This window comes from Rhodococcus sp. Ni2, assembly GCF_021352185.1.
GTDB lineage: Bacteria > Actinomycetota > Actinomycetes > Mycobacteriales > Mycobacteriaceae > Rhodococcus_F > Rhodococcus_F qingshengii.
The window spans coordinates 1,249,878-1,262,529 of the sequence record NZ_WOXZ01000001.1; the positions used below are offsets into that span (position 1 = coordinate 1,249,878).

The window sequence follows — 12,652 nt, forward strand, 5'->3', positions numbered from 1 at the left end:
GATTCTACCGACTATAACCCAGGTCACAGTTTCTGGAAAGTGAATCGATCTTTTCGATCCCGATCAGCGGTAATTCACCTGCCGCTGGGCGAGTGGGGACGCTATAAACGCCCGATGCACCTGGGAATCGTCACGCCGGTCCTGATTCAGCACCCGAGCACGCGCTCGGAGTGGGAGGCAAGTGCTGACATCGGCGAGATCGCCACAGTGGCCGCCACGGCGGATCGACTCGGTTTCCATCATCTGACCTGCAGTGAACACGTGGCGGTCCCCGAGGAGATTGCCACCGAGCGCGGCGGAACCTACTGGGATCCGCTCGCCACCCTTGGTTTTCTCGCCGCGCGTACATCACGAATCCTGCTGGCGACCCAGGTGCTGGTGTTGGGCTACCACCACCCCCTCGAGATCGCCAAGCGTTACGGAACGCTTGATCGCGTCAGCAATGGACGCCTGATACTCGGCCTCGGGGTGGGGACTCTGAAACAAGAATTCGATCTCATAAATGCTCCATTTCCCGACCGAGGAGCGCGCGCTGACGATGCCTTGGCCGCACTTCGGGCATCACTGTCGACGCCGACTCCGGAGTATCACGGCGAGTTCTACGACTACTCCGGATTTGTCGTCGAACCCCACGCCGTCCAGAAACGGGTGCCGCTGTGGATCGGCGGCCGGACCAAGAGATCGCTGCGCCGGGCCACCACACACGGCGACGGGTGGGTGCCGTTCGGGCTGCGATTCTCCGAACTGAAGGAAATGCTCGACGCCACGACGCTCCCCGACGGATTCGACGTGGTGCTTCCCGCCGGTGCGCCGCTCGATCCTCTCGGCAATCGCGAATCCACCCTTCGCGCCTTGACTCGCGTCCGTGACGCCGGGGCGACCATCGCCAGCTGCTCGGTCGGCGCTCGAAGCGTCGAGCACTACTGCGAACAACTCGAAGAACTTCACCGAATCGCCCTCGCCGAGGGCTTTTCTTTCACCACTTCCTGATTCCCCGACAATTCAATGCAAAGGACGTACCGATGACCGACTCGACCGCCCTGATCGAATCCCTGCTCGCCCGAGTGGAATTGCTCGAGGACAAGCTCGCGATCACCGAACTGCTGACCACATACAGCCCTGCCGTCGACAGCGGATCAGCCGACGAGGTCGCGAACCTGTGGCTCGAGGACGGCGTCTACGACGTCGATACCGGTGCGATGCACGGCCGCGGCGAACTGCGCGCGATGGTTCACAGCGCCTCGCACCAGAACTGGATCATGAACGGCGCGGCCCACATGATGACACCCGCGCACATCCGCATCGACGGCAACAAGGCCGTCGCGACCTGCCATTCGCAGTTGGTCATCAAAGACCCCGAGAACCCGACGGGATTCAAGGTCCTCCGCATCACCGCGAACCGCTGGGAACTGATCAAGACGGACGGCGAGTGGAAGGTCGAACTGCGTACCAACGCCCTCCTCGACGGCCGACCCGAGGCTCGCGCTCTCCTGGCTGCCGGCGTGACGGCCTAACCGGCCTGTGCGCGGTTAGGGACCCTCTGCGGTCGCTAACCGCGCACAGCTGTTGAAAGTTCGGCTCCCCGAACTCTATAGTTCACTTATTCGAACCAACAGGTCCGAGTACGTGTGACCAGGAGACCGATGAGCACCAGTACGCAAGAGCCGACGACTCCGCGCCGACGACCCACGGGGAGATCCATCGCCCTGCTCGGTCCGGCGTTCGTCGCGGCAATCGCGTACGTCGATCCGGGCAACGTCGCCGCCAACCTCACCGCCGGCGCCAAGTACGGCTACCTCCTCATCTGGGTACTCGTACTCGCCAACGCGATGGCCGTCCTCGTGCAGTATCTGTCCGCGAAACTCGGTCTCGTCTCCGGCAGATCCCTGCCCGAAATGCTGGGTCAGCGCCTGCGTAAGAACAACCGCCGCGCCTTCTGGCTCCAGGCCGAGATGATGGCGATCGCGACCGACGTCGCCGAAGTCATCGGCGGCGCCATCGCACTCAACCTGCTCTTCAACATCCCGCTCTTCCTCGGCGGACTGATCACCGGATGCGTGTCGATGGTCATCCTGACGATCCAAAGTCGGCGCGGACAGCGCACTTTCGAGTTCGTGGTCATGGGATTGCTGGCCATCATCACCATCGGCTTCCTGACCGGGCTCGCCTTCACCGACGTCTCCGGCAGCGAGGCCGTCGCCGGACTGGTCCCCCGCTTCGAAGGAACCGAGACCGTACTGCTCGCCGCCAGCATGCTCGGAGCAACGGTCATGCCGCACGCGATCTACCTTCACTCCGCATTGGCACGTGATCGCCACGGCCACATCAAACCCGGCCCACGGTTGCAGCGACTACTCAAAGTCACCCGTTGGGATGTCGTCGTCGCGTTGATCATCGCCGGTGGCGTGAACATCGGCATGCTGCTTCTGGCCGCTTCGGCGCTGCGCGGAGTACCCGGCACCGACACCATCGACGGCGCGCATGCCGCGATCGAGAATTCGCTCGGCCCGGGCGTAGCCGTGGTGTTCGCGATCGGCCTCCTCGCCTCCGGACTCGCGTCGACCTCCGTGGGATGCGCGGCCGGCGCCGAGATCATGCATGGTCTTCTGGCCATTCGGATTCCGGTGATCACACGCCGGATCGTCACGCTCATCCCGGCACTGATCGTGCTCGGACTCGGCGTCGACCCGACGCTGGCGCTCGTGCTCAGCCAAGTGGTCTTGAGCCTGTGCATCCCCTTCGCGATCATCCCGCTGGTGCGAATGACCTCGGACCCCGAACTCATGGGCGACGCGCGCAATGCCCCGCTCACGACCGTCGCGGCGTGGATTGCGGCGGGCTTGATCGTTGCACTCAACGTCGCTCTGCTGGTTCTGACGGTGACAGGCTAGAGCACCGGAGCCACCCAACGCGTCCCTCACAAACGCGCTGGACGGCTCCGGCCGGACTAGGAGACTTGCTCGGCGAGAGTGGCCTTGGCCCAGCGATAGTCGGCCTTTCCGCTGGGAGAACGCCTGATCGACGGAACGTTCATGACGGTGCGCGGCACTTTGTACCGAGCGACCTGCGACGCGCAATGCTCACCGATCTCGGCAGCGTCCGGGACGTCGAAGCCTTCGCGGGTCGTGATGACCGCAGCGACGCGCTCACCGAACTTCGCATCCGGAATTCCCGCGACCAAAGCGTCGAGCACCGCCGGGTGACTCTTGAGCGCCTGCTCGACCTCTTCCGGATACACCTTCTCCCCGCCGGTGTTGATGCACTGAGAACCACGTCCCAGCAAGACGATCGAGCCGTCGGCTTCCACGCGTCCGACGTCGCCGAGCACCGACATCCGCACCCCGTCGATCACCGGGAACGTAGCCGCGGTCTTGACCGGATCATTGAAGTAGCCGACCGGCACGTGACCGCTGCGAGCGATGTAGCCGGTCTCGGGCGATCCCGGCTCCAGCGGCCGCATCCTTTCGTCCACGACGCGGGTCTCGTCGCGAGCGGCGATGCGCATCAGGCCGTCTTCGCCGATCTCCAGATTGCCGTCGACGCCCGACTCCGAGGAGCCGAATCCGTCGCGGATCACCAGGTTCGGAAGCATCGACTTGAGCTGCTCCCGCAGTGAGAGCGAGAACAAGGCTCCGCCGGACGAGACCATTCCGACCGTGCTGAGGTCGTAATCTGCTGCGTTTGCTGCCAATTCGTCTGCGAGCGGACGTGCCATCGCGTCTCCGACGACGGTGATGGAGACGGCCTTCTCACTTCCGGCGAGCTGCAGCGTCGCCTTCGCGTCGAACCGCGCCATGAGAATTGCGTTGGCGCCCATGAAGAATCCGGTGAACAGCGAGTACGACGCCGCACCGTGCATCAGGGGTGCGGTACTGAGCATGTTCATCGCGGGAACGTTCGGCACCGCGGCGAACAGAGCCTCAGCGGTCGTATGCGGCGGACCGAACGGATTTCCGCCGGTGAGCGCCGCGAAGTAGAAGTCTTCATGACGCCACATGACACCCTTGGGCATCCCCGTCGTGCCGCCGGTGTAGATGACAAAGAGGTCGTCGTTGCTGCGGGGCGCGAAGTCACGAGTAGCGGGCTGCTCCGCGGCAGCGTCGGCGTATCCAACGACGTCGACACCTTCGATGTCGCGGACCACGGACTTGCCGACGACAACGACGTGTTTGATGCCGGGCGCGGCCGGGAGAACCGTCTCCACGACGGAAACGAACTCCTCGTCCACGATCAGTGCCACCGACTGCGAATCGTTGTACAGATAGGTCAGTTCGGCGTCGACGTAGCGATAGTTGACGTTGATCGGGACCGCGCGAATCTTGAGGCACCCGAGCAAACTCTCGACGAACTCGATGCTGTTGCGCATGTGCAGAGCAACGTGATCGCCGGGCCCGACACCGACACTCGCCAGGTGGCGGGCGATGCGATTCGAGCCCTCGTCCAGCTCGACGTAGGTGCGACGACGGCCATCGCACACGAGCGCCGTGCGGTCCGGAATCAGATCCGAGATGCCCTCGTACAGATCTGCCAAATTCAGTGACACTGCTGGTGCCTTCCTTGATGTCCGGCCCGGTGAATTCGGGGCCGACCGTACTGCGTTTTCGGTGAGAACTATCCGACCCTGGAGCCGACGAATGCGGCCGAGAACTGAGCGGATCGGTGGTGACGCAAACGCGTACGCGGTGGGATCGCCGCGTCGACCCAAGGTGACATGCAGCGCTCGTGACCCAGATCACCGCTCCCGCTGAGTGAGACTCCTCCTCAGTCGGCCAAACTTCTGTTCAAAACTAGAACTAATTCTGATTTCGCTCGAATGATTTTTTCGGAACGACTACCGAACTCTCGACTTCAAATTAGAATGAATACTAATTTTGCAAGACGTACCCGACCGCCCGGATCGAAGGAGCACGACATGACGCAATCACTGAGCTTGGAAGGCAAAGTTGCCGCCGTCACCGGCGCCGGCGCCGGCCTGGGTCGCGCCGAAGCACTCGGACTCGCGGCTGCCGGTGCAGCCGTCATCGTCAACGACATGGGTGCAGCGGCCAACGACGTGGTCGACGAGATCAAGGCCGCAGGTGGACAGGCACTCGCCATCACCGGCGACGTCTCCGACTGGTCGCTCGGCGGGCGCATCATCGAAGAGGCTGTCAAGAACTTCGGATCCTTCGACATCCTCGTCAACAATGCAGGCATCCTGCGCGACAAGATGATCTTCAACCTGACCGAATCCGATTGGGACGACGTCATCCGCGTGCACCTCAAGGGCCACGCGGCCACCTCGCACGCAGCCGCAGTCCACTGGCGCGCAGCCAGCAAGGCAGCCGACGCACCGGTCTACGGCCGCATCATCAACACCTCTTCCGAGGCCTTCCTCTTCGGCAGCGCCGGACAGCCCAACTACTCGGCAGCCAAGGCCGGCATCACCGCTCTGACGCTCTCGAGCGCAGCAGGTCTCTCCCGCTACGGCGTCCGCACCAACGCGATCTGCCCTCGTGCCCGCACCGCCATGACGGCAGAAGCCTTCGGCGAGAACAACACCGGCGTCGTCGGCCTCGATCCGCTTGCACCCGAGCGCGTCGCGACCCTGGTCAGCTACCTCGCATCCCCGGATTCCGACGAGATCAACGGACAGGTCTTCGTCGTCTACGGCAAGATGGTGGCGTTGATGGAAGCACCCAAGGTCGAGAACCGTTTCGACGCAGCCGGATCCGCGTTCACCGTCGAAGAACTCGGTGGCCAGCTCTCGTCTTACTTCTCCGGCCGTGGGCCGTACGAGACCTACGCCGCCTACAGCATCGCCGGCCTCGAAAAGATTGCACTTGCAGTCGACGAGACCGCAACAGTTTGAGCAGCACTTACAAAGAGGAGCGTTTCATGAGGTTGAACGGCAAGGTAGCGATCGTCACCGGCGGCGCCGGTGGAATCGGTCGTGCCATCACCCGAGTCTTCGCCCGTGAAGGCGCGAAGGTCCTGTTCGTCGACATCAACGACGAGCAGGGCCAGGCCCTCGAACAAGAACTGGCCGGCTCCGGCAAGTTCCTGAACGTCGACCTTGCTGCCGCCGGTTCGGCCGAGCAGATCCGTGACGCCGCGCTCGAGGCTTTCGGCAAGCTCGACATCCTGGTGAACAACGCTCACGCGTCCCGTCAGGCTCCGTTGCTCGAAACCACGCAGGACATGTTCGACCTGTCCTTCAACACCGGTTTCTACCCCGTTGTCCACCTCATGCAGGCGTGCCACGACGAACTCGCGAAGACCAAGGGTTCGGTCGTCAACTTCGCGTCGGGTTCAGGTTTGGACGGAATGCCGACCCAGACGTCCTACGCTGCGGCCAAGGAAGCTGTGCGAGGCCTGACGCGCGTCGTCGCCAACGAGTGGGCGCCGGAAGGCATTCGGGTCAACGTGGTCTGCCCGTTCGCCGCCACCGAAGGCGTCGTCAAGTGGCAGGAAGCCTTCCCTGAGCGCGCAGCCGCATCGGTTGCCAAGGTGCCTCTCGGACGCATCGGTGATCCCGAAACCGACATCGCTCCCGTCGTGGTGTTCCTGGCGAGCGACGATTCCAAGTATATGACCGGACAGACGTTGATGGCCGACGGCGGCAGCATCAAATTGCGATGAGCGAAATACTTCTCGGTGGGCTCAGCTCACCGAGAAGAGTTTCGCAGCGTTGTCGTGCACGACGGCTCGCAGCCATTCGTCTCCGAGATCGAAGCGCGTAACCGCTTGCAAGGCTGTGAGATACGGGTACGGAATGTTCGGGAAGTCGCTACCGAACAGAATCCGGTCCTGCATGTCGACGAGCCGTGATACGTCCGCCTTCGGGAAGGCACACTGCTCTTCCGTGAAGTCGGTGAACGCCATGGTCGTATCCAGGCGGACATTACCGTAAGCCTCTGCCAGATCGAGGAATTCGCTGTACTCGGGCATCCCCATGTGGGCGACGATCAACGACAGGCGCGGGTACCGTGCGAGCAGCGAAGCAATGCGATCAGGTCCCGTGTACTCCCCCGGCGCCGGTCCCGATCCACAATGGATCACGATGGGCGTCTCGGAGTCCTCGAGCTGACCCCAGACCTTGTCGAGCAGAGGGTCGTTCGGGTCGTAGTTTCCGACCTGGATGTGGGACTTGAAGATTCGCGCGCCCGAATCCAGGGCCTTTCCGACGTACGACGCCGCCGACTCCTCGGGATAGAACGTGGCCGTGTGCAGGCAATCGGGCGTTTGCGCGGCAAATTCGACGGCCCACTGATTGAGCCACTCGGCCATCGCGTGCTTGTGCGGGTAGATCATCGACGTGAAAGCCCGGACACCGAACTCGCGGAGACGGTGTACCCGCTCCTCCTCGGCAAGTCGGTAGGCGATGGGCCAAGGACGACCGATCATCGGTCCCGCCGAATCGAAGTAACCCCACACCTTGTCCATGACGCTCTTCGGCATGAAATGGGTGTGGACGTCGATCACGCCAGGAACACCCAACTCGCGCCAAAAAGCCCGAACCTCGGCGATCTCCTCCGGTCCGGTCGATGGGACCTCTTCGGTACACACGTCTGACACCCCTTTCGTTCGCTCGACCATACCGAGTGCCGTCGCGCTCACCGGGACAGGTCGTTGACGGCCCGCCCGGAGCACCCGAATGTGAACCCATCTTGCCGATCACCGTTGGAGGTTGAATGTCTCAGGCCGAGTCCGAAGTGGGGTCGATCAGTGCCGTCGAGGAACTGCTCGCAATCGAGGAAATCAAGCGTGTGTTCGCCGCGCGCCTACGCTGCATGGACACCAAGCAGTGGCACGTCTACCCAACCCTGCACACCGCAGACGTCGTCAGCGAGACGTGGGGCGGACTCCCGACAGACAAGCAACCCAAGACCGGCGACACCTCGAACCAGGTAGTGGGCATCGACAAACTCACCGCGGCAATTCGGAACATGCTCGACGGCGACATCCCCCTCACCACGGCGCACCACGCACACACTCCCGAAATCGTGCTGACCTCGCCCACCACCGCAACCGGCATCTGGGCGATGGAGGACATGCTGTGGTGGAACGACGGCGAGAAAGAACTGCACCTACACGGCTACGGCCATTACCACGAGAAATACCGCAAAGAAGACGGCAAGTGGCTGATCAGCTACCGAACCCTCACCCGGCTCCGTGTCGACCAGGACCCCGGATTCTTCCGATTCATGAAAGCGCTGTGACGAAGTGACCAACCCGCTGTTCCAACCGCTCCGCATCCGTTCGCTCGAACTGTCCAACCGCATAGTCATGTCGCCGATGACGCGCACGTACTCCATCGAGGGCGTGCCCGGCCGCGACGTTGCCGACTACTACCGCCGACGAGCTGAGGGCGGCACCGGACTGATCGTCACCGAAGGCGTCGCGATCGATCACGAGACTGCTGTCGACCACGCCAACGTCCCCAACCTCCACACTCCCGCTGCTCAGGCCGGATGGCGGAAGGTAGTCGACGACGTGCACGCTGCGGGCGGCAAGATCGTGCCTCAACTCTGGCACGTCGGACCTCTGTGGGGCGCGATGACGCAGATGGACCCCTCACTCAAGCCGATGCGCCCCTCTGGCGAATGGGGCCCGCTCGGCGTCACCTCGTACTCCGCTGCCTACGTCGAACGCGCACAGGCGAGCACCGAAGCGATGACCGAGCAGGACATCCAGGACGTCATCGACGCGTACGTCCGTAGCGCGAAGCACGCCGTCGAACTCGGCTTCGACGGCATCGCGATCCACGGCGGTCACGGCTACCTCCTCGATTCCTTCTTCTGGGAGGGCACCAACCAGCGCGACGACGCGTGGGGAGGCGACCTGGAGCGTCGTACCAGGTTCCCGGCCGCCGTCGTCGCCGCGATCCGCGCGGCCATCGGACCGGATCTGCCGATCATCTACCGTTTCTCACAGCACAAGCAGCAAGATTTCACCGCGAAGATCGCCGAAACCCCCGAAGAGTTGGGCGTCATCCTGGGCGCGCTGGTCGACGCCGGAGTCGACGTTCTCGACGCCAGCATCAGGCGTTTCGACGTGCCGGCCTTCGAAGGCAGCGATCTCTCGTTGGCGGGTTGGGCGAAGAAGCTGACCGGCGCCGTCACGATGGCCGTCGGCAGCGTCGGTATCGGAAAGTCGCTGCGGGACAGCCGCATCGAAGGCGTCGCACCTGTAGTCGACAACATCCCACAGCTCGAGGAGCGCATCGGCAGCGGAGAGTTCGATCTGATCGCGATCGGCCGTCTCCATCTCGCCGATCCTGCATTGGCAACTACCCTGCGCGCCGGTGGCCCGCTACCGGCGTTCGATCGAGCGGTGCATGAGGGCAGCTTGATCTAGGGGCTCCGCCCCTGTGCGCCTTTCCGGTAGTTCGCACTACCAAAAAGGCGCACAGGGCCGAAGGCCTTTATGTTCGACCCATGACTACTTTCAACGCCTGGGTCGCCCGCGACAGCGACGGCACCATCGACTTCGCCCCCGAAACCGTCGACGAATCCTTCCTCCCGGCAGGTGAGGTCACCATTCGCGTCGAGTATTCGAGCGTCAACTACAAGGACGCGCTCGCGGTCACGCCGAAAGGCGGGGTGGTTCGCGAGTACCCGATCGTCCCCGGCATCGACGTCGCCGGCGAGGTCATTGCCTCCGAGTCCGACGCATTCGCCCCGGGAGACAAGGTCGTCGCACATGGCTACGAGATCGGGACCGCCCGCAACGGCGGCTACGCCGAGATCGCCCGTTTGCCTGCCGAGTGGGTCGTGAAGCTCGACGGCATTTCCACCGCCGACGCTGCCGCGATCGGCACGGCAGGATTCACCGCGGCCATGAGTGTCCAAGCCATTCTGGCCAGCGGAGTGAAGCCCGCCGACGGTCCCGTCCTGGTGACGGGTGCGAGCGGCGGAGTCGGCACCGTCAGCGTCGACCTTCTGGCAAGCGCAGGCTTCGACGTGGTCGCCTCCAGCGGTAAGCCAGGCGCGGCAGACCTTCTGACGTCACTCGGTGCGTCTTCGGTGATCGGCCGGCTCCCCGAGGATCCCGACGCCAAGCCTCGCCCGCTCGGAAAATCTCAGTGGGCGGCGGCCGTCGACTGCGTCGGTGGAAAGACCCTCGCTCACGTTCTGAGCACGATCAACTACGGCGGTGTTGTGGCCGCCAGCGGATTGACCGGCGGCGCCGCGCTGCCTACGACCGTGCTGCCGTTCATTCTCCGCGGAGTCTCACTGCTCGGCATGGACTCGGTATTGATGCCGATCGAACCCCGTCGCGCGCTGTGGGCCCGTCTGGGCTCCGACTTGGCCCCACGTCATCTGAAGGAGATCACGAACCTCGTTGCCGTCCGCGACGTCGTCTCGGTGATCGATCAGGTCCGCGAAGGCAAGTACACCGGCCGGGCGCTGGTTCAGGTTGCCGACGGATTCTGAACCGCTCAGAAAAGTGTGAACAGATCTGCCGGTTCTTCGACCGTCGTGGACTTCTCCTTGTAAGGAGAATTCACGGCGGTCGGTTCTTTCTTCACCGGGGCAGCAAGCGGGACCGATGCGATGTCCCCCGAGACGATGGCGCGTGCGGCTTCGCCGGCCAGCTTGTCCGCCATTTCGTTGTAGTGGTTGCCGACGTGCCCGCGCACCCAGCGAAAGCGCACCGGTCCGACACGATCGGTGATGGCTCGATCGATACTCTGCACCAGTTCGAGGTTCTTGACCGCCCCGCCGCTCGCGGTCTTCCAGCCCTTGCGCTTCCAACTGGGCAACCATTCGGAAGCGCACTTGATGGCGTACTGCGAGTCGGATTCGATGAGCAGAGGATCAGCACCGGGATGGGCGACGACGGCCTCGAACAGAGCACGCAACTCGGCAATCTGGTTGGTGCCGGACGCTTCTCCGCCGGACATGCTCGGACCCTCGTGATTGACCCACGCCCAGCCGATAGCCCCACCGGGGTTTCGCAGACAGGATCCGTCGGTGCTCACGATGATCATGGCTCGGACAATACGTTGCGCCACCGACACACGCCTTAACGGAGGATGGACGGTGGCGATACGCTGACCTCGATGACGCCGCTATCTCCGGTCGACGAAGTCACGGTGACTTCTCAGCGACCACTCGATGCCGCGCTGACGCTCAGCCCGCATCAGCGCGGACCCGGCGACCCCGCACATCGACGGTCAGCCGACGGAGCGATCTGGCGAGTTTCCCGCCAACTTTCGGGTCCTGTGACCTACCGCATCACCCAGTCGGATCGCCATACGGTCCGGGTACAGGCCTGGGGTCCCGGCGCCACGGAATTCCTGAACGGAGCCGAAGCGCTGCTCGGTCTCGACGACGAAGCCGAAGATTTTGCCCCCGAACATCCCAAGCTCGCCGAAGCTCATCGACGCTTCCCTCATCTGCGCATCGGCCGCACCGGCCGCGTCATGGAAGCTCTCGTTCCCGCGATCCTCGAGCAACGAGTCCACGGCATCGACGCATTTGCCGCGTGGCGCCGCCTGCTGACCAAGTTCGGGGAGCGCCCACCCGGCCCCGCGCCCGACGGAATGCGAGTTCCACTCACCGCGGACCAATGGCGTCGAATGCCGTCATGGGAATTCCATCGCGCGAACGTCGATCCAGCGAGGTCCAAGACGATCGTTCAGTGCGCTCGCGTCGCCGACCGCCTCGAGCAGGCATCCACGTTCCCCAGGACCGAGGCGACCAAACGGTTGCGAGCGGTACCCGGCGTCGGGATCTGGACTGCCGCCGAAGTGGCTCAGCGTGCATTCGGCGATTCCGATGCACTCTCGGTCGGCGACTACCACCTCGCTGCCGTCGTCGGGTGGTCACTGCTGGGTGAACCGATCGACGACGCCGAGATGGTGCAGTACCTCGCTCCCCTTCAACCGCATCGATACCGCGCCGTGAGGCTCCTGCAGGTCAGCGGGCAAGCCGTCAAACCCAAGTTCGGTCCGCGAACTGCCGTTGCCGACCACCGTTGGCACTGAGCATCAGGAGTTGGAAAATGTCGACCCGATACGCACACATCGCCTTCTCCCCCGCTGCGGTGGAGCGTCAGCGGTCGACCGGAAGTTTCACCGTGTACGGTTCGAAACTCGATCAGCCCGACGAAGGCCCGATGGAATTCGATTTCCGCGCGCAGGGATTCGTGAAATCCGTGGATTCCTTCTTCATGTCCACGGTGACGCCCGACGGTTGGCCGTACGTCCAACATCGCGGCGGCCCGCGCGGATTCCTGCATGTGTTGGGCCCGAATCGAATCGGATTCGCCGATCTCCCCGGCAATCAGCAATTCGTGACGCTCGGCAATCTGGAAGAGAACAATCGCATCTCGCTGTTCGTCATCGATTACCCGACGCGAACGAGATTGAAGATCTACGGGCGTGCGCAGGTGATCGAAGCGGACGAGGACCCTGCACTACTGCAACAGCTCTTGCAAGTCCCCGGCGGCACCATGACGGCAAAAGCCCAGCGTTCCATCGTCATCGACGTCGAAGCGTTCGACTGGAACTGCAGTCGAAACATCACGCCACGCTTCGACAAGGAGCGCATGGACGAATCCCTCGCTCTGGCACGCCAACCCCTGCAAGCCGAGGTAGATCGGCTTAGTGCCGAGGTCGAAGAATTGCGTGCGCGGTTGTCGAAAAACGAATGAGACTAGGCGG

Annotated in this window: 13 protein-coding genes; 10 read left to right on the forward strand and 3 right to left on the reverse strand. The window is 63.4% G+C overall.

Annotation, left to right across the window (positions count from 1 at the left end; genetic code table 11):
* Positions 1-114 precede the first annotated feature (114 nt).
* The 3 genes from GN300_RS05945 (at position 115) to GN300_RS05955 (ending at position 2,891) form a co-directional block, all read left to right on the forward strand.
* The gene (locus GN300_RS05945; RefSeq protein ID WP_063315759.1) at positions 115-990 is read left to right on the forward strand and encodes a TIGR03619 family F420-dependent LLM class oxidoreductase; all 876 of its coding nucleotides are present in this window, start codon (positions 115-117) and stop codon (positions 988-990) included.
* 32 nt (positions 991-1,022) lie between these two features.
* A complete protein-coding gene (locus GN300_RS05950; protein ID WP_003939809.1) occupies positions 1,023-1,514 on the forward strand; it encodes a nuclear transport factor 2 family protein in 492 nt (163 codons plus the stop codon).
* Between the two features lie 129 nt (positions 1,515-1,643).
* Positions 1,644-2,891 carry an Nramp family divalent metal transporter gene (locus GN300_RS05955; protein WP_020909201.1) on the forward strand — a complete coding sequence of 416 codons (1,248 nt, stop codon included), beginning with the start codon at positions 1,644-1,646 and terminating at the stop codon, positions 2,889-2,891.
* A gap of 56 nt (positions 2,892-2,947) precedes the next feature.
* Here GN300_RS05955 and GN300_RS05960 read toward each other — a convergent pair whose 3' ends face one another.
* A complete protein-coding gene (locus GN300_RS05960) occupies positions 2,948-4,543 on the reverse strand; it encodes an acyl-CoA synthetase (protein WP_007729448.1) in 1,596 nt (531 codons plus the stop codon).
* 369 nt (positions 4,544-4,912) lie between these two features.
* On the opposite strand from GN300_RS05960, the gene GN300_RS05965 reads away from it, so the two are divergent.
* Positions 4,913-5,851 (forward strand): 3-oxoacyl-ACP reductase, encoded by a 939-nt coding sequence (locus tag GN300_RS05965; protein WP_007729451.1) that lies wholly within the window; start codon positions 4,913-4,915, stop codon positions 5,849-5,851.
* 26 nt (positions 5,852-5,877) lie between these two features.
* The gene (locus GN300_RS05970; protein ID WP_030537180.1) at positions 5,878-6,621 is read left to right on the forward strand and encodes an SDR family NAD(P)-dependent oxidoreductase; all 744 of its coding nucleotides are present in this window, start codon (positions 5,878-5,880) and stop codon (positions 6,619-6,621) included.
* A 21-nt stretch (positions 6,622-6,642) separates the two neighbouring features.
* On the opposite strand, the gene GN300_RS05975 is transcribed toward GN300_RS05970, so the two are convergent.
* Positions 6,643-7,548, reverse strand: coding sequence for an amidohydrolase family protein (locus tag GN300_RS05975; protein ID WP_172403435.1), 906 nt, complete (start codon positions 7,546-7,548; stop codon positions 6,643-6,645).
* Positions 7,549-7,673: 125 nt separating this feature from the next.
* Between GN300_RS05975 and GN300_RS05980 the strand changes: the two genes are divergently transcribed.
* From GN300_RS05980 to GN300_RS05990, 3 genes are all read left to right on the forward strand, one after another.
* Entirely contained in the window at positions 7,674-8,201 is a 528-nt protein-coding gene (locus GN300_RS05980; RefSeq protein WP_003939692.1) for a nuclear transport factor 2 family protein, read from the forward strand.
* Between the two features lie 4 nt (positions 8,202-8,205).
* The gene (locus GN300_RS05985) at positions 8,206-9,339 is read left to right on the forward strand and encodes a 12-oxophytodienoate reductase (RefSeq protein WP_003940612.1); all 1,134 of its coding nucleotides are present in this window, start codon (positions 8,206-8,208) and stop codon (positions 9,337-9,339) included.
* Between the two features lie 80 nt (positions 9,340-9,419).
* Complete coding sequence (locus tag GN300_RS05990; protein ID WP_042923998.1) at positions 9,420-10,418, forward strand: MDR family oxidoreductase; 999 nt, start codon at positions 9,420-9,422, stop codon at positions 10,416-10,418.
* A 5-nt stretch (positions 10,419-10,423) separates the two neighbouring features.
* Here GN300_RS05990 and GN300_RS05995 read toward each other — a convergent pair whose 3' ends face one another.
* A complete protein-coding gene (locus GN300_RS05995) occupies positions 10,424-10,975 on the reverse strand; it encodes a ribonuclease H (RefSeq protein ID WP_054188389.1) in 552 nt (183 codons plus the stop codon).
* A gap of 45 nt (positions 10,976-11,020) precedes the next feature.
* Between GN300_RS05995 and GN300_RS06000 the strand changes: the two genes are divergently transcribed.
* Together GN300_RS06000 and GN300_RS06005 are read left to right on the forward strand one after the other, a co-directional pair.
* The gene (locus tag GN300_RS06000) at positions 11,021-11,974 is read left to right on the forward strand and encodes a DNA-3-methyladenine glycosylase (RefSeq protein ID WP_042923994.1); all 954 of its coding nucleotides are present in this window, start codon (positions 11,021-11,023) and stop codon (positions 11,972-11,974) included.
* A gap of 17 nt (positions 11,975-11,991) precedes the next feature.
* Positions 11,992-12,642 carry a pyridoxamine 5'-phosphate oxidase family protein gene (locus GN300_RS06005; RefSeq protein ID WP_063315758.1) on the forward strand — a complete coding sequence of 217 codons (651 nt, stop codon included), beginning with the start codon at positions 11,992-11,994 and terminating at the stop codon, positions 12,640-12,642.
* The last annotated feature ends 10 nt before the right edge of the window (positions 12,643-12,652 follow it).

Excerpts from the sequence above, each read along its gene's own strand:
- GN300_RS05945 (WP_063315759.1), top strand. The coding sequence starts at position 115 with ATGCACCTGGGAATCGTCACGCCGGTCCTGATTCAGCACCCGAGCACG.
- GN300_RS05950 (WP_003939809.1), top strand. The coding sequence starts at position 1,023 with ATGACCGACTCGACCGCCCTGATCGAATCCCTGCTCGCCCGAGTGGAA.
- GN300_RS05955 (WP_020909201.1), top strand. The coding sequence starts at position 1,644 with ATGAGCACCAGTACGCAAGAGCCGACGACTCCGCGCCGACGACCCACG.
- GN300_RS05965 (WP_007729451.1), top strand. The coding sequence starts at position 4,913 with ATGACGCAATCACTGAGCTTGGAAGGCAAAGTTGCCGCCGTCACCGGC.
- GN300_RS05970 (WP_030537180.1), top strand. The coding sequence starts at position 5,878 with ATGAGGTTGAACGGCAAGGTAGCGATCGTCACCGGCGGCGCCGGTGGA.
- GN300_RS05980 (WP_003939692.1), top strand. The coding sequence starts at position 7,674 with ATGTCTCAGGCCGAGTCCGAAGTGGGGTCGATCAGTGCCGTCGAGGAA.
- GN300_RS05990 (WP_042923998.1), top strand. The coding sequence starts at position 9,420 with ATGACTACTTTCAACGCCTGGGTCGCCCGCGACAGCGACGGCACCATC.
- GN300_RS05995 (WP_054188389.1), bottom strand. The coding sequence starts at position 10,975 with ATGATCATCGTGAGCACCGACGGATCCTGTCTGCGAAACCCCGGTGGG.
- GN300_RS06000 (WP_042923994.1), top strand. The coding sequence starts at position 11,021 with ATGGACGGTGGCGATACGCTGACCTCGATGACGCCGCTATCTCCGGTC.
- GN300_RS06005 (WP_063315758.1), top strand. The coding sequence starts at position 11,992 with ATGTCGACCCGATACGCACACATCGCCTTCTCCCCCGCTGCGGTGGAG.